Origin of the sequence: Aminobacter sp. UC22_36, from assembly GCF_044056035.1 — a bacterium.
Classification (GTDB): domain Bacteria; phylum Pseudomonadota; class Alphaproteobacteria; order Rhizobiales; family Rhizobiaceae; genus Aminobacter.
The window spans coordinates 2,077,075-2,099,030 of sequence record NZ_CP171996.1; the positions used below are offsets into that span (position 1 = coordinate 2,077,075).

The following is a 21,956-nucleotide window of genomic DNA, read 5'->3' on the forward strand; positions in this document are numbered from 1 at the left end:
ACGACAATCCGGTCATAGCGAAGAGACAGCTCGGCCCGATCGATGATGGAAATCCATCCGTGATTGTCGACAAAAATGACTATCGCACGGCATCCGTACTCACTCGTGCGACGTTGACGCGATAGAGGTCTTGAGCTGCCATTAGGATGGAGAAGATCAATGGGTCTGGAAGAATTCATAAGAAATATCCCGAAAACAGAAATCCACCTACACTTGGAAGGTGCGATAAATCCAGAGACATTTCTTAAATTATCCAAAAAAAATAAACTGGAAGTTCCGGATCATAGAGCTTTATCTGATATTTATAAATACGATAATCTTCTGGATTTCCTAAAGGTTTACAGTATGGCCTCCAGGTCGGTGATAGATGCCGACGATTTCCATCTCATCACCTACGAGATGTTACAAAGCTGCGCTAACAGCGGCGCTCGCTACGTCGAGTTCTTCTTCAGTCCGCATGTGCATCTGGAATGCGGCGTGGCCTATCAGACCATGCTTGCCGGCATATTCCGCGCGATGGACGATATCGAGACGGATTTCGGGCTGATTTCGAAGCTGATACCCGCCCACAATCGCGAACATGGGCTTGAGCGTGGTTTCGAATTTCTGGACATGGTGCTTGCCCACCGAACCGACAAGGTGATCGGTATCGGTCTCGATTTTGACGAAACACCTTTCCCGCCAGCACAATTCAAGCCGCTTTTCGATCGGGCGCGTCAGGCGGGACTTCATCGCACTGCTCATGCCGGAGAGGGCGGTCCGGCGTCCAACGTGCGGGACTCGCTGGATTTGCTGAAGGTCGAGCGTATCGACCACGGTTATCGTGTGATGGAGGATCTCGATCTGGTTGCCCGCTGTCGTGCAGACCGGACCGTCTTCACCATCTGCCCGAGTTCAACCGTTGGGGTGACGATCTGGCGCGATCTCGCCGCGAAGGACCACCCCATTCGACAAATGATCGAAGCCGGGCTGATGATCGTTGTCGCGGCGGATGATCCGCCAATGTTCGAGACCGATCTGGCCAACGAATATCAGCTGCTTGCCACGCACATGAATCTCGATGCCGCCGCATTGAAGGCGTTTGCGCTCAATTCGCTCGAGGCGTCGTGGCTCGACGAGTCCGTCAAGCGGGATTGGCGCGCATCATGGTCGCGCGAGATCGATGAGCAAATTGCTCTTCTGGATGCGGAAAACAGTGATGCAGTCACGTCTGCATAAGGCCGCGACGGCGTAATAAAAAACAGAGGCGCCGTCTGAAAATCAATGGGAGCAATGGAATGTTAGGTCAATTATCAAGACGATTACTAGCCATCTGGGCGCTGACTTTGTTCGCCGTTTTCGGACATACGAACGGCACGTACGCGGCGTCACCCGACAAACTCCGCATCGCCGTCATCTTGTCGGCTGGTCTGGACCATGGCTTCGATGCGACGCTGATCAAGTCGCTCGAGCGCGTCAGACAAGCAAAGCCACATGGCCTCGACATCGAGTGGAAGTCGACTGAACCGCTGTGGGGCGACGACGCCGGCGATGCGATGCGCCTGTTCGCCGAAAGCGGTGACTACGACATCATCTGGGCACACAGCAGCTATTCCGACCAGGTCAAGAAGCTGAAGGACGAGTTCCCGGAAATCCTCTTCGTCGTCGTCGGTGCCGGCAATGAGGGCCTCGGTGGCAATCAATACTGGGTCTACAAGCGCCTCCACGAACCTGCCTATCTGCTTGGCGTTTTGGCCGGACGGATGACCAAATCCGATGTGCTTGGCGTCGTCGCGCCCTTTTCCATCGAGGACATCAATGACTCGATCAACGCATTTTTTTCCGGTGCGCGGGCAGTCAATCCGGCGATCGCCCGGAAAGTAGCGTTCGTCGGATCCTGGTATGATCCCGCCAAGGCGGCTGAATATGCCGGCGCCCAGATAGCTGCCGGTGCCGATGTGATTTTCCAGCTGTCGGGAAATTTCAAGCCATGCGAGGCCGCGAAAATCCTGTGCTTCGGCAGTTTCCAGGATGAAAGCCACTTTTCGCCGGCCACGATCGTCAGCAGCACCGTAGCCGTCTGGGACCCTGATTTGATGTGGATCATCGAAAACTGGTGGAGCCACAAGGCGGAAGGCAAGCCTTACGGCGGCAATGTGAAGGAGAATTGGTTCGGCATGAAGGATGGCGGAGCCGCGTTTGCTCCCTACCATGATCTGGAAGCGAGCCTGCCAGTGGACGTGCGGACGGAAGTTGAGACGTTAAAGGCAAAGATCGCCGCAGGTGAACTCAAAATTCCAGTCGACCTATCGGAACCGAAGTCAGATTAGCCGCTGCGCCACCTCCACGGCTGCTTGTGCAGTTTTTTCGAGTGAACTTGATCAAGGAACCACCATGTCGCTCTTACCGAGCATCAAAGATCCGACGCCGGCGAATGCCAGAAAGGCGGGCACTGGGGAAGCGCTTCTGGCGCTGCACGTTGAAGGTCTGACCAAGCGCTTTGCCGGCGTGACGGCCAATGACGGCGTCGACTTCGACCTGGAGGTCGGCGAGATCCATTGCCTGTTCGGCGAAAATGGCGCAGGCAAGTCGACCTTGTCGGCCTGTATCTTCGGTTTCTGCACGCCGGATGCCGGGCAGATCGTCGTGCGCGGCCAGCCTGTCGAGATGCACTCGCCACGGGACGCAATCAAGCTCGGCATTGGCATGGTGCATCAGCATTTCGTGCTGGTGCCCGAGTTCACCGTGCTGGAGAACATCATTGTCGGCACCCAGAAATCCGGCTGGCGGCTGGACGACAGGGCGGCCAGGCAAAAGCTGAACAGCCTGTGCGACGCCTATGGCATCGAAATCGATCTCGACGCCTATGTCTGGCAACTGGCGGTCGGGCGTCAGCAATGGGTCGAGATCCTCAAGGCGCTTTACCTCGACGTCCAGATCCTCATCCTCGATGAACCGACGGCGGTGCTGACACCTGATGAGTCCGCGCGCCTGTTCGCGATCATGCGCAAGATGTGCGCCAATGGGATGTCGATCATCCTGATCACCCACAAGGTCGCCGAAGTGATGCAGTCGAACCGCGTCACCGTTCTGCGCAAGGGCAAGACAGTCGCCACCGTCCAGACTAGGGACACGTCGCCTGAGGAACTGGCGAGGCTGATGGTTGGCCGCGAGGTGTCGTTTTCGGTCAACAAATCGACAATTGCGCCCGGCGATACGGTGCTCGAAGTCAGCGGTCTCGGCGCCAGGGGCTACTGGAACGAGGCGGTGCTGAACCAGGTGTCGCTGTCGATCGCGCGGCACGAAATCCTCGGCATTGCCGGCGTTGCAGGCAATGGCCAAAAGGAGCTTTTCGAGGTGCTTTCGGGCGTGCGCTGGGCGCGCGAAGGCACGATCAGGCTGAACGGCGAAGACGTCAGCCGGCTTACACCGCGCGCGATGATGGACAGGGGCGTGGGACACATTCCCGACGACCGTTTTCGCGAGGGCCTGGTCGGACCGTTCAGCATTGCCGAAAATCTCATCCTCGGCTGGCAGCGGACCGCCAAGTACCGCAACGGCCTGTTTCTGGACCGCGGCAAGATCGCAGCGCTGTCGAAGACAATGATGGCCCAGTACCAGATCGCCGCGCGCGACGACGAAGTGCCGGTCGAAAACCTCTCCGGCGGCAACGCCCAAAAGGTCATCCTGGCACGCGAGTTCCTGCATGCGTCGGGGCTGCTGCTCGCCAACCAGCCGACACGCGGCCTCGACATCGGCGTCATCGAATATGTCTACGCCCAATTGCTGCAGAAGCGCGAAGAGGGCTTTGCGATCCTGCTCGCCTCCGAAGAGCTCAGCGATCTGTTCAATCTCGCCGACCGCATCGCGGTGATGTTCAAGGGCGAGATCGTCGGCGTCGTCGATCCCAAGACAACGACAGTGGAAGAGGTCGGCATGCTGATGGCCGGACGCAGGATGGAGGCTGGACGATGATCCGGATCGAACGGCGCATTGAAGCCAATCCATGGTGGACCGCCGGCACGCTGGTGGCCGCACTCGCCGCGGGAATGCTGGCCTCCGCACTCATTGTGGCGACGGCCGGGGCCGATCCGCTCGAGGCGTTCAGGACTTTGTTTTTCGGTGCCTTTGGTTCGCAAAAGGCGGTGATGACGACCCTCATCAAGTCGACGCCGCTGATCCTGACGGGCCTGGCGACCGTCATCGCTTTCCGGGGCCAGATATGGAGTATCGGCCAGGAAGGCCAGGTCTTCGCCGGCGCGATGGCCGGTTATCTCGGCAGCCAGGTCCTGGCTGGCCTGCCGCCACTGCTGTTCTTTCCCGGGGTCATCCTGTTTGGCGTCGCCGGCGGGCTTCTGCTGGGCGGGGCATGCGCGATCCTCAAGACGCGCTTTGGCGTCAACGAGATCGTTTCGACCGTGATGACCAACTACCTTGCCATCTACCTGTTGTCCTACCTGCTGGCGGGCGGCCCCTGGGCCGAAATCGGCGACGGCGCGTCCTATCAGCAGTCGGTGCCGCTTCCAGTGGCGGAACATCTGCCGCTGCTGTTTGGAACGAAGCTGCATTTCGGCGTGCTGTTGCCGTTCATTGCAGCAATCTGCTGTGCCGTCATGCTCGACCGCACGGCACTGGGCTACGAGATCAAGGCGCTGGGGACCAATCCCGTCGCGCTCGGCCACAAGGGCACCAATATCGCCAAGACCATCATCGCGGTGATGTGCATCAGCGGCGGTCTCGCAGCCCTTGCCGGCGTCATCGAACTCTACGGCGTCGGCCACCGGCTGAAGGCCGACAACCTGATCGGACTTGGCTATGCGGGCATCATCGTCGGCATGATCGGCGGCTTGCGACCGCTGGGTACTGTGCTTGCGGGGCTGCTGTTTGGCGGGCTGGCAAGCGGCGCCGTGTCGATGCGGGTGGTCAGCGACATACCAGCGTCTCTCGTGCCTGCCATGCAGGGCATCATCCTGCTTTTCGTCCTCTGTGCCAGCGTGATGGCGCGTTACAAGATCGTCAGGGGTACCGCGTCATGAGCGGATTGTTTCAGGAAGCCATCCTCATCAGCATCTTCGCCGCAACCCTGCGAACGATGACGCCACTGCTGTTTTCGGCGATGGGCGAACTCGTGACCCAGCGCGCCGGGATCTGGAACATGGGCGTCGAAGGCACCATGCTGATGGGGTCGTTCGTTGCCTATTTCGTGGCGACGTCGACCGGCTCATTGTGGCTGGCGGTGCTGGCGGCGATCCTGGCTGGAGCTGTCATGGGCCTTATCATCGCCTTCATGACGGCGACGATGCGCGTCGATCATTTCGTCACCGGCCTCGGGCTCAACCTGTTTGCCGGGGGCATCACGCTGTACTGGTTTCAAAGCTACGTTCGCGGTGGCCCGCAACCGTCCTTCGCCGGTTTCGAAGACGTGCCGCTGCCCTTCCTGTCGGATATCCCCTTCATCGGTCCCGTGCTGTTTTCGCAGCGTCTCTTGACCTATGCCGCGTTCTTCATCGTACCAGCGATCTGGTTCCTGCTTTACCGCACGCGCTATGGCCTGGAGCTGAGGTGTCTCGGCGAGAACCCGAAGGCGCTCGACGTCAAGGGGCTGAGCGTGCCTGTTCGCCAATATGGTGCGGTGATGTTCGGCAGCGCCATGACCGGGCTCGGTGGCGGCTTCCTGATGCTTGCCTTTTCTGATCGCTTCATCGCCGATTTTTCTGCCGGACGCGGCTGGATCGTGGTCGTCGCGCTGATCGCTGGAAACTGGAAGCCCAAGGGCGTGCTGATGGCGGTGGCGGCATTTGCTTTCCTGGAGGCTGTCGCCACCCACGCCCAGGTTGTCGGCGTCGGTGTGCCGCGCCAGCTGTTGCTCGCTTTGCCCTATATCGCCTCGATCATCCTTTTGATGGGGGTTCGCTTCCGAACCGGCCAGCCGGCAATGCTCGGGTTCCCGTATTCGCGCGAGTGACACGCAAGCCGAGCCAGGGGCTTCTCAGAAGCCTGTTCCAGCAACCCTGCGCGGAAGGTCAACGAAGGTGGAAGAAACACATCCTGCCTTTTTGGGACACGCTTGCGATCGTCAGATCGAGCTTGCCGAACAGGCCGCAAGCTATTCCCTTTGCCAGAACCCGCATTCGACACGCGACGGCGGCGAGAGCCGGCTGCAGATCGCGATCGGCCGCGAGGTGCGTGCTTGTCGCAAGCGTCATGGCATGACCCTTGCGGAATTGGCGGACGCCGCAAGTGTGTGGCTCGGCATGATGTCCAAGATCGAAAATGGCCACATATCGCCATCATTGGCCACGTTGCAGGCGCTTGCCCGGGCTTTGGCGGTGCCACTATCGTCGTTGCTCAGGCAGTTCGAGCAAGAGCGCAGCGCCGTCTTCGTGAAGGCCGGGACGGGTGTCGAGGTCGGACGGCGCGGCACACGCGCTGGTCACCAGTACAGGCTGTTGGGCTATGTCGGCTCCAACGCCGGCGGAATCTCGGTTGAGCCCTACCTCATCACGCTGACCAAAGACACGGACACGTTTCCGCTGTTTCAGCATGCCGGAATGGAGCTGCTGTATATGCTAGAGGGCGAGGTCGGCTACCGCCACGGCGCGTCAAGCTACCGACTGACACCGGGTGACAGCCTGTTTTTCGACGCCGACGCCCCGCATGGCCCCGATGAACTGATCAAGCTGCCTATCAGCTTCCTCTCGATCATTTCATACGGCGTCGGCGGTGGAGAGGACTGATCTCCTTTGCGGCGACTTCCCGGCTTGGCATGGTCGACTACAGTTGATGATTAGCCGCCACTCGAAATTAAAGGGAACTATCTCTTCGCTGGCAGGCGAGAAAGCAGCTTGCACGGGCAGCACGAACGACGGTGGCGCGCAACGTGCTGGACACACTGTTCGGCAACAGCAACTCCGACCCTGAAAGCCGCCGCCTCGAGGCAGCGCTTCGGCGCCTCAGGATGAAGGCACGCGCCGCAGGCACGGGTTGCCCTTGCTGTCGTGCATGCGGTGGGCGTGCGCATCGTTGGCGCGCTGCACGTGTCTGATACAGCTTCGTGGCGATCGGCGTTGAGCGGCGGCTTGCTCGATGATGTCATCTGGTGGCGGCTTGGACACGGTTCGGACGTAGCGAACCATGTCTGCCGTCAGACGAGATGCGCGAGTTGGGCGCCCGCCTCGTACCAGGTTTCGCGGATCCGGCGAAACGACGCGGCCGAGATGTCCGATACAGGGAGCGGCAGGTCGGCATAGCTCTTCTCGCCCGTAATCAGCAGCGCGAGCTCGCGGCCGAACACCGTGCCGGGCGCGATGCCACGCCCGTTGTAGCCGGAGAAGCCGATGGCGTTCGGGCCGAAGCGATGGAATCTCGGTATTGCATCGCCGGTCATGCCGATCTGCCCATACCACTCGTGCTCGAAAGCGATGTCGCCGAGCTGCGGGTACAGCTTGGACAGGGCACGACGGGCCCAGGCCTTGTGGATGACGGTGCCGGAATTGCGCAGTGCGCCGACGCTTCCGAACACCAGCCGGCCGGCCTGGTCCAGCCTGAACGAGGAGAGGATGGTTTTCGTGTCCCACACGCCCTCACGCCCGGGCAGGATCTGTCGCAACAGGTCGGGCCCGAGCGGTTGCGTCGCCAGATTGAAGTAGGGTAGGTGAACCTGTTCGGTACGCACCATTTGCCAGGGGCCGGTGCTGTAGGCGTCGGTCGCGACGACGACCCAATCGGCGTGGACGGTGCCGCCAGGGGTACGCAGGTGCCAGCGGTCGCCCTTCCGCTCGGCGGCGATGACGGGGCTCGAGGTATGGAGCGTTGCGCCCGCATTGATCGCAGCCCTGGCGAGGCCACGCGCATAAGCCAGCGGCTGCAGCGTTCCGGCTCGTTGGTCGAGCAATGATCCCTGATAGGCCGACGTACCGAGCCTGCTTGCCGTTTCGCTGGCATCAAGGACCCGGACCGGTGCGCCGCGTTTCTGCCACTGCGCTTCGCGCTCCCTGATTTCGGCCAGGCCCGCCTTGCCGACCGCGCAATGAAGCGTGCCGTTGCGTTGCAGTTGGCAATCGATGCCGTGCCTGTCGATGAGCGCCATCACCTCGGCCGGCCCTTGGCCGAGCACCTTAAGCAGCCGCTCGCCATGATCGGGCCCGAGTGCCGCCGTCACATCATCCGGTGCCAGCCAGAGGCCGGCATTGATCAGGCCGACATTGCGGCCGGCTCCGCCAAAACCGATCTCCTTGCCTTCGAGGAGAACGACCTGCCGGCCCGCCTCGGCAAGATGCAGTGCGCAGGACATGCCGGTGTAGCCGCCGCCGACAATGACGATCTCGGCCGAAACATGCCCGTCGAGATCAGTCGTTGCCGGTGCCGCCGGTGCCGTGGCTTCCCAGAGGCCATGTGAACGCGAATCGTTGAGCATAGGCAGGCTTTCGTGGCTTCTGGTTGCGAAGAAATTCGGCGTGACTGGAATTCGGGGCGGGCACCTGCTCCAATCCGATGGCGCCGCCCGCTTTCGCGGACGGCGCTTGAGATGTGTCAGGCTGCTTTGCAGCCGCCTCACTCGATGTCGAAGGACACGCCTTGGGCGAGGGGTAGTGCCCTGGAGTAGTTCACCGTGTTGGTGGCGCGGCGCATGTAGGCGCGCCAGGCGTCGGAACCCGATTCACGGCCGCCGCCGGTTTCCTTCTCGCCGCCAAAGGCACCGCCGATCTCGGCGCCCGAGGTGCCGATGTTGACATTGGCGATGCCGCAGTCCGAGCCTTCGACCGACAGGAAACGCTCGGCCTCCTGCAGGTCGAGGGTGAAGATCGACGACGACAGGCCAGCGCCGACAGCATTGTGTTGTTCCAGCACCTGGTCGAAGTCGGAATACTTCATGACATAGAGGATCGGCGCAAAGGTCTCTTCGAGCACCGGGCCTGTCTGGCCCGGCATCTCGACAAGTGCCGGCTTGACGTAATAGGCGCCGTCATGGCCCTGGTCGACGCGGGCGCCGCCGGTGATGGTGCCGCCGCTTTCGGCCGCATGCTTCAGCGCTGTCTGCATGCCGTCGAAGGCCGCCTTGTCGATCAGCGGGCCGACGAGCGACGCCGTTTCCAAGGGGCTGCCGACCGACACGCTGTCATAGGCCTTCTTCAGCCGGGGCACGAGCTGGTCATAGACGCTGTCATGGACGAACAGGCGGCGCATGGTGGTGCAGCGCTGGCCGGCGGTGCCCATCGCGCCGAAGGCAATCGCCCTGAGCGCCATGTCGAGATTGGCCGAGGGGCAGACGATGCCGGCATTGTTGCCGCCGAGCTCGAGAATGGCACGGGCAAAACGCTTGGCTAGGCGCGGGCCGACATCGCGGCCCATGCGGGTCGAGCCGGTGGCCGAGACCAGCGGCACCTTGGGATGGTCGACAAGCACCTCGCCGATGGCGCGGTCGCCGATCAGCAGCTGCGACAGGCCTTCGGGCGCATCCGCACCGAAGCGCTTGGCCGCGCGCTCGAAGATCGCCTGACAGGCAAGGGCGGTCAGCGGGGTCTTTTCCGACGGCTTCCACACCACCGAGTTGCCGCAGACAAAGGCAAGTGCGGCATTCCACGACCACACCGCGACGGGGAAGTTGAAGGCCGAGATGACACCGACGACGCCGAGCGGATGCCAGGTTTCCATCATGCGGTGGCCGGGACGCTCGGTGGCGATGGTCAAACCGTAGAGCTGGCGCGACAGGCCGACGGCGAAATCGCAGATGTCGATCATCTCCTGGACCTCACCGAGACCCTCGGACGGGATCTTGCCGACCTCGATCGACACCAGGCGGCCGAGATCGGCCTTGGCGGCACGCAACTCCTCGCCAAGCAGGCGCACCAGCTCGCCGCGCTTTGGCGCCGGCACGTTGCGCCAGGCCTTGAACGCCGCATCGGCGCGCCCAATGACAGCACCGGCTTCATCGGTTGAGATCGACCTCAGCGCACCGATCTGCTCGCCCGTCACCGGGCTGCGCACGATCAGCTCGCCGCCGCTGAAAGCCGCCGCCGTAACACCGAGCTTGCCGAGCAGTTCTGCTGTTTCCTTCGCTATCGTCACCGTCTTTTTCCTTTCGGTTATCGTGTTCGTTCAGGCGCGCCTTGCGCCGTTGATCAGCCCAGCCGTGTCGACCCGAGTGGCCCTGGGGCTGTCGCCTGCTTGAGCTGGGCGGCCATCGATTTCAGCTTCGGCGCCGTGTAACGGTCGTAGAAATGCTGGTTGCGGCGGCCAAGGCCGTGTTCGGCGCTGAAGCTTGCGCCATGCTGCGCGACTGACATCGAGATCACCCGATCGCGCAACGCATCGACCCGTGCGGCATCCACCGAGCCGTCCGCTTCGCGCGCAACGACGAGATTGAAGTGCACGCCACCGTCGCCGATATGGCCAAAATCGCAGATCGTGACGGTGGGGAATTCGCTGGCCAGGATTTTAATTATGCCGGCGCGGAACGGCATCACGCCGCCACGCCGGAAGGAGAGGTCGAGGCCGACGACATAGCCTGCCGATTTCACGCCTTCCGACAAGGCATGCCGCAGCGCCCACATCTCCTGCGGCGGGCCCATGAACGCATCCTGCAGGGGCTCGCCCGTCATGTTCCAGGCCTCGGCAAGAACCTCCTCGAGCAGGGTCTCCAAAGGCTGCTCGCTCTCGCGGCGCGGCCAGGAGCGCGATACTTCGGCGAGGATGACATAGTCGGGAACGGCGCCACCCGGGAACGGATTGCGCAGTGCCTCGACATGGGCGAGCGTGCGGGTGATTGCAGCCCCCGACATGCCTTCAAAGGCGCTGAGATAGGTGCCGAGCTGCTCTTCCATCGCGTTGAGCAGGACAGTCACGTGCTCAGGCGAGCGCGGCACCAGATAGGCGGTCGCGCTCTGCTGCGGCAACCTTTCGAGGTTGAAGGTGCATTCGGTGACGATGCCGAAAGCACCTGATGTGCCGATGAAGAGCTGCTTCCAGTCGACGCCGGCGTTGTCCTTGCGCAATCCGGCGCCGCATTCGACGACGGTGCCCGTCTCGTCGCCGAGCACCACCTTGAGCCCGAGCGTGTTGCGCCGCACGTCGCCGAAGCGCAGGAAGCGCGCCCCGCCAGTGTTGGTCGCGACCATGCCGCCGGCCATCGGGTCGGCGCCGAGGTCGATCGGAAAGAACAGGCCGTGCGGCTCGAGCCGCGTGTTGATCTCGGACAGGCGGAAGCCGGCGTCGAGGCGCAAGGTACGGTTGTCGAGGTCGAGCTCGAAGGTGGAACGCAGCCGCTCGAGGCTCAGCACGCCTTGCGTGCCGCTCTCGTCAGGGGTCGAGCCGGCGACAAGTCCGGTGTTGCCGGATTGTGGCACCAGGGCGATCGAATGGCGCGTGCAATAGGCGACAACAGTCGAGACGGCCTCTGTGGACGCCGGCCGTGCGACGAAGGCGGCCCGCCCGGCATCGTAGCGGGCGCCGTTTTCGTAGCGGGACATTTCCGCCCGGCCGGTCAACAGCCCACCCTCTCCGAGAAGGTCAGCGAGATTGGCGATGTGTTCGGCAGCCACCATCTCGGTTCAGGCCGCGTCCGAAAACGCCTTGAGCGTGGCCAGGCAACGCTCGATCGATGCCCGCTCGATGCCGGCATAGTGCTCGAACTCGTTGAGAACGGCAGCACCCAGCGCCTTTTCGAACAGGCGCTGGTTGGGGCTGGCGGCGAATGCCTGCACGGCGTCGTCGCCGAGGTTGGACTGGAAGATACCGGCCGCCGAGATAGGCAGGAAGTCCTCGTAGACGATGGGGTCGAAACGTACGGCACCGGCTGCGATCAGGGCCTCGATGTCATCGCCACGTGCGCCGGAGGCTGCCGCGTCCTGATCGACCGTATACAGGAAATAGCCGAGCCCGGCTTTGCGCATGGCATTCCAGTCGTCGGGGAACGCGGCGAAGCTCTGGGCGAGCGCAGCGCGGTAGGCGTCCGCATTCGAACCGTCCGGGGCAGGGCGCACCGTGGCGCGAGCCTGGTTCAGCAGCTTGTCGTAGAGCGCGCGCCCCTTCGGCGTCAGGGCGATGCCGCGCTGCTCGATCTCGCCGAACCGCGCCGTATGCGAGCCGGTCTGGAGGTTGCCGTTTTCGTCAGGAAACGAAACGCGCTCCTCGACCGCCTTGAACGATGTCTGGCGCAGCAGGATCGGGCAGTCGCGGCTGGGCGGGCCTTCGACGACCGCCTTCGGCACGATGCCGCGCGCCGGCATCTGTGCCTGCACGGCGTCGATGTCGAGCGTGCGCGGCGTCAGGTGGTTGATGTGCGGCCCCTTGAACGAGACGACGTCGGCGATGAGGCGGTGAGCCTCATGCAGCCTGGCATAAACCGTCTGGTCGACGCTTGCCTGGCTGTGCCAGCGGAACGTGTCGAGCACCTCGGTGACGAACAGACCGGCATCCTCGTGCGACAGTCCGCCGTCGTGTTCGGCCTTGCCGACGAGTGCTACTGCCGCGTCAGAAAAGATCTGCCGGCGACCCAAGGTCTTCTCGGCAGTTGCGCGCAGACCGGCGTCGGCGATCAGGTCGAGCCGCAACAAAGAAGTGAACACCCGGAACGGGTTGAAGTTGAGCGCGGCTTCGCCGACCGGTCGGAAGGCAGTCGAATGCACCGGCACGCCAGCCTCGCTGAGATCGTAATAGCCGACCGGGAGCATGCCCATCACGGCGAATACGCGCCGCATCATCGCCAGCTCGGCTTCGGTGCCGAGGCGGATGGCGCCGTGCCGCTCCTCGCCGATGCGGTCGAGAGTTCTCGGTCGCCTCCAGGCTGGCGCGCAGCGCCGGCTGATCATCGAGGGTCGCTTCGTTGACGTCGGCGACCAGGGCCATCAGCGTGCCGTAGGCGGGTACTTCATCGCGATACATGGCCGACATGGCCGCGGAGAACGCAGCGCGGATGGCATCGGGCGACATGAAAGGAGACGGAGACATTCGAACCCTCTGTTTTCGCAATCGGCATGGGCGACTTCATGCTTCGACAGTGCTATATCCGGTTCCATCGGCGCTGAATTGCGCTGAATTCATCTAAGTTGATGCGAAAACCGAATGACCGCTGCGCGCACGCTCCTTCCCGATCTGGGCAAGCTGCAGGCCTTCGAGGCCGCCGCCCGCCATGGCAACATCACGCTGGCCGGCCGCGAGCTCAATCTCTCGCAAAGTGCTGTCAGCCGACAGATCCGCGACCTCGAGGCGCAACTCGGCCTGCTGTTGTTCGAGCGCGTGCGCCAGCGCGTGGTGCTGTCGGCCGCCGGCCAGAAATTCCTGCCCGACGCGCGCAAGCTGCTCGAACAGGGCGAGGCGGCGATGCTGCGGGCGATGGCAAGTTCAGGTGTGTCGCTGCTCAGCCTCGCCACCTTGCCGACGTTCGGCAGCCGTTGGCTGGTGCCGCGACTGCCGGGCTTCCTTGAGACCCATCCCGGCATCGCACTCAACGTCGTGTCGCGCTCGGAACAGTTCGATCTCGAGGAACAAGGCTTCGACGCCGCCATCCACTATGGCCAGCCGGTATGGGCAAATGCGGTGTGCCGCTACATCTGTCGTGAGGTCATCGTACCCGCTGCCAGCCCGGCTTTTCTTGCAGCCCACAAGGTCGACACGCCCGAGGCGCTGGCGCAGGCGCCGCTGCTGAACATGGCGACGCGCCCCAAGGCGTGGGCGAACTGGTTCCAGGCTGCCGGTGTCGATGCGCAAGGTGCGTATCAGGGACACCGCTTCGACCAATTCACCATGCTGATCGAGGCCGCCGTGGCCGGCATGGGCGTGGCGCTGCTGCCGCGCTACCTGGTCGAAAGCGAATTGCGCGACGACAAACTCCAGGTCGTGCTTGATATGCCGCTCCAGACCGAAAAGAGCTACTACTTCGTCATCCCGGAGCGAAAGGCGGCGGGGCTTTTGACCAACCAGCTGTTCGACTGGATCGTCGGGCAGGTGACGCCGCAGGCCTGAAACCGCGTCGCGCAGGGTCGTCCCGGGCAGTGCCGTCCGTTCACGGATTTTCGGCCCAGTCGGAGATGAGCCCTTTCAGCTAGTCGCCGACGTAGCCGGTGATCTTGCCGTGGAGTTCCGAGACCTTGTTCATGCGGCCTTCGATCGTGACGCCGAGCTCGTTGAAGATGCCGTTGATGAGCAGATTGCCGAGGCTGGCCATCTGCGCCGTCGATTCCCAGAACATGCCGAATTCGGTCGGGACGACGAACATCTCGTCGGCCAGGTCGCGGCCCCAGTCGCAGAAGGCGTCGGTGACCAGCGTGATTGGAATCTTCGCCCTCTTGGCCTCTTGCGCCAGAAGCAGGTTCAGGCGCGAGTAGCGGCGGGCCTCGAAAATCACCAGGCAGGTGGATTTGGGCGGGTTCAGCAGGATCTCGCTGAAGTTGCCGCCGGCGATGTCGGCCAGCTGAACGCCCGCGCGAAGGTACTGGAGCTGGTTGGCGAAGTACTGGGCGATGCCGCGCTCCGTCTGGAAGCCGGCGACGAACAGCTGAGGCGTGTTCGCCAGGCGCTTGACGGCGCGCTGCCACTCCTTGGTGTTGGCGATCTCGTAGATCCTGAGCAGTGCCGCGATCTCCAGTTCCAGGCTGCGCGCCAGCGCATCGCCGTTCTGGCTGCGGTCGCGAAACTCCTTCAGGCGATCGCCGGCCAGCCAGGGCTGTGTGCCGATATTGTCCCTGAGATCCTCCTTGAGATCCTTGAAGCGCGCATAACCCAGCGTCCGGCAGAATCGCCCGACCGTCGGTTCGCTGACGCCGACCTTGGCAGCCAAGGTTGCCGACGTCTCGAACGGCACGCCGTTCAGATTTGCCAACATGTAGTTGGCCAGCGCCTTTTCGGCGTTGGTGGCGGTGGCGAGGCTTTCAACAAGCCGCCGGCGAACCGATTCCGTCATTTTGCTCTCCGTGGCTGGGGCGGGATCTCTTGTAAGAATTCTATCACATAATCGATTGACGTTTGTTTTTTTTCAAAATAGTTTGACCACACCTCGTTGAGGAGCGAGGAAGCAAAACATTGCTGAGTTGCTGGCTGGAGCCAGTACCACACAGCAACCGGGAGAAAACGACGCAAAGCTGCGATGGGTCTTCTGACCGCGTCAGCTCGCGAATTCTTGTCTGTTGTCGAAAAAATGCTGCTTCCGCGGCACAGCGGGCTGTTGCCAATTTTTCAAGGGGAGGTTGAACATGAATCGACGTGAGTTTTTTGCTTCGGTATCGGTGGTCACGCTGGCCGCAGGCCTCGGCCTGGCCGCAGCGCATTCAGCGCGAGCATCAGAACCTGAGGCGGTCTTTGTTCTCGCCAGTTCGGAAATCGGCGCGCCCCATCAGGATCCAATTCGGGCCACCTTGCTGAGCACCGTCGCGGTCCTGATCTACGACCGGCTGATCGAGCAGGACGTCGACCAGTCCTATCATCCCCATCTCGCCGAATCCTGGGAGAACAGCGCGGACGGTATGAACTGGACCTTCAAGTTGCGGCAAGGCGTTCGCTTTCATGATGGTGAACCGTTCAATTCCGCGACCATAGCGTGGTGGATCCCCAAGTTCAAAGGCAGCGTCAACGAGTACCTTGTCGATGCCGTCGATCGTGTCGAGGCTGTCGACGAACATACGGTTCGCTTTGTCATGAAACGGGCGGATCCGAACCTGATCTACAATCTGGCATCCGCCTTCATGGGAAATCCCGTCACCGAAGGCCTACGAAGCGGCCGGTGACAATTTCGGCGTGACCGAGGCCGTCGGAACCGGGCCCTACAAGTTCGAAAGCTTTGCCGTCGGCCAGGAGGCCGTGCTGGTCGCCAATGAAGATTACAGCTGGGGCAGCGACCTCTCGGAGAATAAGGCGGCACCTCACATCAAGCGGCTGACCATTCGCGAGATCCCTGACGCATCGACTGCCTTCCTTGAACTGAAAACAGGCGGCGTCGGTTTGCTGCTCGGGGTACCAGACCAATTCCTGCCACAACTTCAAGCAGATGAGAGTGCTGGCTTCCGGAGCTTGCCTGGCTTTGGGGTCACCTATCTCGCGTTCAACACGCTGGCAGAGCCTTTCGGCGACGTTGCCGTACGTCAGGCAACCGCATTGGCGGTCGACCAGAGCGCCATCCACAAGAGTGTCTTCAATGGCGTCGGCCTCGAAGCGCACCAGTTCCTGATCAGCTCGCTGGCGGAATCGAAGATCGATCCGAAGTTGGAAATCCGCCACGACCTCGGCAAGGCCAATGAACTGCTCGATGCCGCGGGGTGGGTGCGCGGCGACGATGGTTTCCGAAGCAAGGATGGCAAGCCGCTGAAGGTCAAATTGACGGCCCAGTCGGAGACGGCGTTCAAACGTACGGCTGAAATCGTCCAGGTGCAGCTCAAGGCTATCGGCATGGATGTCGAGATCGTCATCTTCGACAGCACCACGATCACCGATCAGCTCAAGAAGGGCCAGCACCAGCTGGCAGTGCGGCACTACGGCTGGAACAATGCCGACATTCTCGACTGGTTCTTCAGCGCCAAGAACATCCCATATCCAAATTCGTCGGGATGGAAGGACGAAAAATCACAGGAACTTCACGACATAGCCATGCAGCAATCGAAGACGCTCGACGAGCGCGTGGCCAATTTCAGGAAGTATCAGGAGAACCTGATCAGCAATTTCCTGTTCGTTCCGATCCATGAGCCGGTTCTGAACTACGCGTTCAACAAGACCTTGCTCGAAGTGCCGGAAAAGCTGCGCGGTACACAGCTGGGGCAGGCAACGATCGTCGACATCAAGGTCGTTGGCTAAGCGGTCGGCGGGACGATAATGATCGGCTTCACGTTGAGGCGGCTTGTTTTGCTGCTGCCCGTTTTCTTTGTCGTCTCCCTGGTGGTGTTCTTCATCATCCACCTGGTGCCGGGCGACCCCATCGACAATCTCTTGCGCGCCGGCTCGTCTCCGGAGCAGCGACTGCAGATCGCGGCGAAGTATGGTCTCGACCGTAGTCTCGTCGAGCAATATTTCACCTGGATGGGGCGGCTTTTGAGCGGCGATCTTGGTACCTCCATCATACAGGGGCGCCCGGTAAGCGCATTGATCGCCCGGAACCTGCCCTACAGCCTTGAGCTGGGTATTGCCGCTCTGCTGTTTTCGACGCTGACCGGCATTGCCGCCGGCGTCATCGCGGCGAGCTACCAGGGCACCCGTATCGACGACGCGATCACCGGCTTCATCCTGCTCGGCTCCACGGTGCCAAGCTTCTGGCTCGGCTTGCTGCTGATCCTGGTTTTTGCGGTCTGGCTCGGCTGGGTGCCGGTGTCAGGAGCGCGTGGCTGGAGTTCGCTCATCCTGCCAACGATTGCTGCCGGCCTTGGCGGCATCGCGCTGGTGGCGCGGGTGACACGGATCGCGATGATCGAGACGGCTCGACAGGATTTCGTGACGCTGCTGCACGCCAAGGGGCTGCCGCCCTTCATCATCCAGCTGCGTCACGTGCTGCGCCATGCCATGGTTCCGGTTGTCACCATCCTCAGCCTGCGCATCGGCTGGGTGCTCGGTGGCGCGGTGACGATCGAATATGTCTTCGCTCGTCCCGGTCTGGGCTCGCTGCTGATCCGGGCGCTCAACCAGCGCGACTATCCCCTGGTGCAAGGCTGCCTGCTCATGCTGGCCATGGCCGTCATCATCGGCGCCCTGATCGGGGACATCGTCCAGGCGGCCATGGATCCACGCCAGCGCGAGGCGCGGTCATGATCGGACATCGTGCATTGGCTTTGCTCAAGGCGGTCTCGACCTTCAAGGGCGGTATCTCGGGGGCGTTTCTGCTGCTGCTGGTCATCGGCGCGCTGTTTGCGCCGTGGCTGTCGCCATACCCCTACGACCAGCAGGATCTGGGCATCATGAACCAGGCGCCGTCGCTGACGCATCTGTTCGGGACCGACGAGTTCGGACGCGATGTGCTGTCGCGAATGATCACGGGCGCCCGCACATCGCTCTCGGTCAGCGTCACGGCGATCGGTATTTCCGTTCTGCTCGGCCTGGTCCTGGGCGCCACCTGCGGCTACTTCGGCGGAATGTTCGACCGCGTCGTCATGACGGTCATTGATCTGACCTGGTCGTTCCCCGAGATCCTGATCGCGCTGATGCTGGTCGCCATCATCGGGCCGGGGCTCGAAGGCGTCGTGATCGCCATCGCCATCGCCTATCTGGCGCAGTTCACCCGGCTCACGCGCACCCAGATCATGTCGCTCAAGAGCGAAACCTATGTCGAGGCGACTGTCAGTCTCGGCGCCGGCCACACGCACATCCTGTTTTCGCATCTGCTGCCGAATGCGCTCGCGCCGGTGCTGGTGGCGGCGATGCTGGCGACAGGCGACGCCATCATTCTTGAGGCGACGCTCGGCTTCTTCGGGCTGGGTGCGCAGCCGCCGACGCCGAGCTGGGGCGCGATGATGAGTTCCGGCACGGCCCAGCTCTTCATCGCACCGTGGGTGATCCTGCTCCCGGGTCTCGCGGTGGCACTGACAGTGGTCTTCCTCAATCTGTTCGGCGACGCGGTGATCGCAGCGCTCGATGTCCGCGCCAAGTTCAGGGAGGCGTAAAGATGCTGCTGGATTTGGAAATGCTGCGGATCAGGTTCGGCGCGTTCTCGCCGGTCGACGAGGTCACGCTGAGCGTCGATCGTGGTGAAATTCTCGGCATCGTCGGCGAATCCGGTTCGGGCAAGTCATTGACCGCAACGGCGATCATGGGATTGCTGCCGCGCATCGGTGGTCAAATCGCGGCAGGAAGCATCCGCTTCGATGGTACCGACCTGGTTGGAATGCCGGAGCGGCAGCTGCGCCGGTTGCGCGGCGGGCGCATCGCGCTGATCACGCAAAACCCGATGACCTCGCTCGATTCCATGATGCGGATCGGGCCGCAGATCGATCAGGCCGCGCGCCTGCATCTCGGTCTTGGTCGAAGTGCGGCGCGCGCAAGAAGCCTGGAACTGATGGCCGACTTGCGTATCCCCGATCCTGCTTCGGTCTACGACCTGTTCCCGCACCAACTCTCAGGCGGCATGAAGCAGCGCATCGTCATTGCCATGGCGCTTGCCGGTGACCCCGAACTGCTGATTGCCGACGAGCCGACCACCGCGCTCGACGTCACGGTCCAGGCACAGATCGTGCAGATCCTTGTCGACCTTGTGCGGCAGCGCGGGCTGGGTTTGATCCTGATCACCCACGACATGGGCGTCGTTGCCCAGGCCTGCGACCGCGTCGCGGTGATGTATTGCGGCCGGGTGGTCGAGCTGGCGCAGGTCGATGCGCTCTTCGAGCAGCCTCGCCACCCTTATACGCAGGCGCTGATCCGCTGCATTCCGCGCCATGACATGACGCGCGGGACGATGAGCGCCATTCCCGGTGTCGTTCCGAGCGCCATGGCGCAGCCGCCAGGCTGCAGGTTCAACCCGCGCTGCGCCCGTGTCGCAGAGCGCTGCCGCCTGGAAATACCCGAACTTCGCGTCGGCGCCGGCGGAAACGGCGTTGCTTGCCACCTGGCGGAGGCAGCATGAGCGACCTTCTCACCGTCAATGGTCTCAGCCGCCGTTTCAGCGATGGCGGGCTTTTTCGCAAGCGCAAGGTGTTCCACGCTGTCAGCGATGTCTCCTTCACCTTGAAGCGTGGCCAGATTCTCGGCGTCGTTGGCGAATCCGGATGCGGCAAGTCCACCCTGGCGCGGCTGGTGCTGCGCCTTATCAACCCGAGCGAGGGGCAGGTGACGTTCGACGGGGTGGACATGGCTGCACTGTCGCGCGGAGACATGCGCCGTCTGCGCCAGCGCATGCAGCTGGTCTTCCAGGATCCGTATTCGGCGATCGATCCACGCTACGCGGTCAGGGATGCGCTGCTCGAGCCATTCCGTGTGCAAGGAGTAAAGCCGAAGGCCCCCGACGAGACGGTCGCATCGCTGCTCGACATGGTTGGCTTGAACACCTCGCTCGCGCGAAGCTATCCGCACCAGTTGTCGGGCGGCCAGAAACAGCGTGTCGGCATCGCCCGTGCCCTGGCGCTCAATCCGTCGCTGGTGGTGCTCGACGAGCCGACGGCCTCGCTCGACGTTTCGGTGCAGGCTCAGATCGTTTCGCTGCTGGAACGGCTGCGGCAGGACCTTGGGCTGACATATCTGTTCATCTCGCACGACCTCGGACTGGTACGCTATTTCTGCGACCAGATCGTTGTCATGTATCTCGGCCGTATCGTCGAGGTGATGCCGAGCAACGCAGCGCCCGCGCACCCCTATACCCGCGCACTGCTCGACAGCACCTTCGAGCCCGATCCGAAACGACGCCGTTCGATCACGCGGCTCGCCGGCGAAATCCCGAGCGGCTACGACCTGCCGCCCGGCTGCGCCTTCGCCAACCGGTGCCCGCGCGTGTCCGATCTCTGCCGCCGGGTCCTGCCGACGCTCACGTCGCAAGGCAACGGGCATCAGGCGGCCTGTCATCATCCGCTCGCCGCTATGCCCGAAGTGGCCGACGATCAGAGGTCGGTCGCATGAGTGCATCCACAGACACTAGCGCACGTGCCTTGCGGCCTCGTCACGGCTTTGAAGACCAGGAAATCAGCATGAACTTCACCGAAAAACTCGACCGCTATCTGCAGGCGGAAGTAGACAACAGCCAGGTTCCCGGCCTTGGCGTCGCCATTGTCCATGATGGCGAGATCGTTCACCTCAGGGGCTATGGCCTTGCCAACGTCGAAAACCTGACACCGGTTACGCCGGATACGGTTTTCCACTCCGGTTCGACCGGCAAGATGTTCACGTCGGCATGCGTGATGTTCCTGCTGCAGGACGGCCGCATCAAGCTCGATGACCCGTTGAGCCGCTACATTTCCGAGGGGCCCGAGAGCTGGGCTGGCATCACCATACGCAACCTGCTGTCGATGATGGCCGGGTTCGGCAATTTCGACATCGTCTTCGCACCGACGGATAGCGGGGAGGGCGCGATACCGCTCAACCTTTGGCAGGACCACAGCGATGACCAATTGATCGACCTCGCGCGCCGCTCGCCATTCATGTACCAGCCAGGCGAAGGTTATCAGTACAGCAACACCGGCTATATCCTGGCCGGGCTCGTTGTCGCCCGCATCTCGGGCAAGCCTTACTACGAGCTGTTGCGCGAACGGCTGTTCGAGCCGGTCGGCATGGCGACGGCGCGCGAGGCTTCCTGGTACGACATCGTGCCGAACCGTGCGGCCGGCCATTGCATCCGCGAAGGGCGTCTCGAAAACCGCTACTGGGCGGCGCCCACCTTGCAGCGCACCGGTGACGGTGGGCTCTACTACTCGCCCCGCGACATTGCCCATTGGTTGCTCGAGCTGGACAACCCGACGGTGCTGCGCCCCGAAACCATCGCGCTGATGTCCGAACCGGTGCTGATGCAAAACGGCCAGCCTTCGTTCAACAGCTATGCCCTGGGCTGGCAGAATTCCGAACTCCGCGGCCATCGCAAGATCAGGCATGGCGGCACCTGGGATGGTTTTCGCGCCGAGATCGCGCGCTTTCCCGCACGCAAGCTGTCGGTCTGCGTCCTGGCCAACATGGATGAAGCCCAGGTTGCCCGGATCGGCCAGAAGATCGCTGGGATCGTTGATCCGGCACTGGCGCCGTACGAGCCGATTGCCGAGGTCGATGCCGATCTGACGCAACGTGACAACGAGCTTCTGCAAGCCATCGTCGATCGCCGCGCGCCGCGCGGTTCTTTCACCGATGAAGCCTGGCGACAGTGGAACAATGGCTGGTTCGAGCAGGTCGCGTCCAGCGGAGTAACCATTGCCGGTGCGCCACTCGAGCTTACCCATCATGAAGGCGACGGCGGCGCCTACCTGCGGCGCTACCGGCTGGAGATGGGCGGTTACTTCTTGCACTGGACGATCAGGCGCGACGCTGGGGGCCGGGTGAGCGAAATGCGCTTCCACATGGAGTAGCCGAAGCTGGAACTTGGACGCCGCTACCTGGCA

At 62.5% G+C, this 21,956-nt stretch carries 18 protein-coding genes and 1 pseudogene; 14 read left to right on the forward strand and 5 right to left on the reverse strand.

The genetic code is table 11. From position 1 onward, the window contains the following. Positions 1–159: 159 nt before the first annotated feature. From add to ACHMW7_RS13445, 6 genes are all read left to right on the forward strand, one after another. Positions 160–1,218 carry an adenosine deaminase gene (gene add, locus ACHMW7_RS13420; RefSeq protein WP_395450707.1) on the forward strand — a complete coding sequence of 353 codons (1,059 nt, stop codon included), beginning with the start codon at positions 160–162 and terminating at the stop codon, positions 1,216–1,218. Between the two features lie 59 nt (positions 1,219–1,277). Then, positions 1,278–2,309, forward strand: coding sequence for a BMP family protein (locus ACHMW7_RS13425; RefSeq protein ID WP_395450708.1), 1,032 nt, complete (start codon positions 1,278–1,280; stop codon positions 2,307–2,309). 64 nt (positions 2,310–2,373) lie between these two features. Beyond that, on the forward strand, positions 2,374–3,954 hold the full coding sequence (locus ACHMW7_RS13430; RefSeq protein WP_395450709.1) for an ABC transporter ATP-binding protein: 1,581 nt from the start codon (positions 2,374–2,376) through the stop codon (positions 3,952–3,954). Continuing rightward, entirely contained in the window at positions 3,951–5,015 is a 1,065-nt protein-coding gene (locus ACHMW7_RS13435) for an ABC transporter permease (protein WP_395450710.1), read from the forward strand. The genes ACHMW7_RS13430 and ACHMW7_RS13435 overlap by 4 nt, the downstream gene beginning before the upstream one ends. After that, positions 5,012–5,944, forward strand: a complete 933-nt coding sequence (locus ACHMW7_RS13440; RefSeq protein ID WP_395450711.1) for an ABC transporter permease — start codon at positions 5,012–5,014, stop codon at positions 5,942–5,944. Before ACHMW7_RS13435 ends, ACHMW7_RS13440 begins: the two co-directional genes overlap by 4 nt. A gap of 91 nt (positions 5,945–6,035) precedes the next feature. Next, positions 6,036–6,716 carry a helix-turn-helix domain-containing protein gene (locus ACHMW7_RS13445; RefSeq protein WP_395451322.1) on the forward strand — a complete coding sequence of 227 codons (681 nt, stop codon included), beginning with the start codon at positions 6,036–6,038 and terminating at the stop codon, positions 6,714–6,716. Between the two features lie 407 nt (positions 6,717–7,123). Here ACHMW7_RS13445 and ACHMW7_RS13450 read toward each other — a convergent pair whose 3' ends face one another. The 4 genes and pseudogenes from ACHMW7_RS13450 to ACHMW7_RS13465 form a co-directional block, all read right to left on the reverse strand. After that, on the reverse strand, positions 7,124–8,395 hold the full coding sequence (locus tag ACHMW7_RS13450; RefSeq protein ID WP_395450712.1) for an NAD(P)/FAD-dependent oxidoreductase: 1,272 nt from the start codon (positions 8,393–8,395) through the stop codon (positions 7,124–7,126). A 137-nt stretch (positions 8,396–8,532) separates the two neighbouring features. Further along, positions 8,533–10,047 carry an aldehyde dehydrogenase family protein gene (locus tag ACHMW7_RS13455; protein WP_395450713.1) on the reverse strand — a complete coding sequence of 505 codons (1,515 nt, stop codon included), beginning with the start codon at positions 10,045–10,047 and terminating at the stop codon, positions 8,533–8,535. 53 nt (positions 10,048–10,100) lie between these two features. After that, entirely contained in the window at positions 10,101–11,522 is a 1,422-nt protein-coding gene (locus ACHMW7_RS13460) for an FAD-binding oxidoreductase (protein WP_395450714.1), read from the reverse strand. 6 nt (positions 11,523–11,528) lie between these two features. After that, positions 11,529–12,927 (reverse strand): annotated as a pseudogene (locus ACHMW7_RS13465) (VOC family protein). A 114-nt stretch (positions 12,928–13,041) separates the two neighbouring features. Here ACHMW7_RS13465 and ACHMW7_RS13470 point away from each other — a divergent pair. After that, entirely contained in the window at positions 13,042–13,941 is a 900-nt protein-coding gene (locus ACHMW7_RS13470) for a LysR family transcriptional regulator (protein ID WP_395450715.1), read from the forward strand. 79 nt (positions 13,942–14,020) lie between these two features. Here the strand turns inward: ACHMW7_RS13470 and ACHMW7_RS13475 are convergent, their stop codons facing one another. Then, positions 14,021–14,878, reverse strand: coding sequence for a MurR/RpiR family transcriptional regulator (locus ACHMW7_RS13475; protein WP_395450716.1), 858 nt, complete (start codon positions 14,876–14,878; stop codon positions 14,021–14,023). A 223-nt stretch (positions 14,879–15,101) separates the two neighbouring features. On the opposite strand from ACHMW7_RS13475, the gene ACHMW7_RS13480 reads away from it, so the two are divergent. The 7 genes from ACHMW7_RS13480 (at position 15,102) to ACHMW7_RS13510 (ending at position 21,923) form a co-directional block, all read left to right on the forward strand. After that, positions 15,102–15,698, forward strand: coding sequence for an ABC transporter substrate-binding protein (locus ACHMW7_RS13480; RefSeq protein WP_395450717.1), 597 nt, complete (start codon positions 15,102–15,104; stop codon positions 15,696–15,698). Between the two features lie 10 nt (positions 15,699–15,708). After that, a complete protein-coding gene (locus tag ACHMW7_RS13485; RefSeq protein ID WP_395450718.1) occupies positions 15,709–16,758 on the forward strand; it encodes an ABC transporter substrate-binding protein in 1,050 nt (349 codons plus the stop codon). A 48-nt stretch (positions 16,759–16,806) separates the two neighbouring features. Further along, complete coding sequence (locus tag ACHMW7_RS13490; protein ID WP_395450719.1) at positions 16,807–17,703, forward strand: ABC transporter permease; 897 nt, start codon at positions 16,807–16,809, stop codon at positions 17,701–17,703. Then, positions 17,700–18,551 carry an ABC transporter permease gene (locus ACHMW7_RS13495; protein ID WP_395450720.1) on the forward strand — a complete coding sequence of 284 codons (852 nt, stop codon included), beginning with the start codon at positions 17,700–17,702 and terminating at the stop codon, positions 18,549–18,551. Before ACHMW7_RS13490 ends, ACHMW7_RS13495 begins: the two co-directional genes overlap by 4 nt. A 2-nt stretch (positions 18,552–18,553) precedes the next feature. After that, entirely contained in the window at positions 18,554–19,507 is a 954-nt protein-coding gene (locus ACHMW7_RS13500) for an ABC transporter ATP-binding protein (RefSeq protein WP_395450721.1), read from the forward strand. After that, a complete protein-coding gene (locus ACHMW7_RS13505) occupies positions 19,504–20,493 on the forward strand; it encodes an ABC transporter ATP-binding protein (RefSeq protein WP_395450722.1) in 990 nt (329 codons plus the stop codon). The genes ACHMW7_RS13500 and ACHMW7_RS13505 overlap by 4 nt, the downstream gene beginning before the upstream one ends. A 68-nt stretch (positions 20,494–20,561) precedes the next feature. Next, positions 20,562–21,923 carry a serine hydrolase domain-containing protein gene (locus tag ACHMW7_RS13510; protein ID WP_395450723.1) on the forward strand — a complete coding sequence of 454 codons (1,362 nt, stop codon included), beginning with the start codon at positions 20,562–20,564 and terminating at the stop codon, positions 21,921–21,923. Positions 21,924–21,956: the final 33 nt, after the last annotated feature.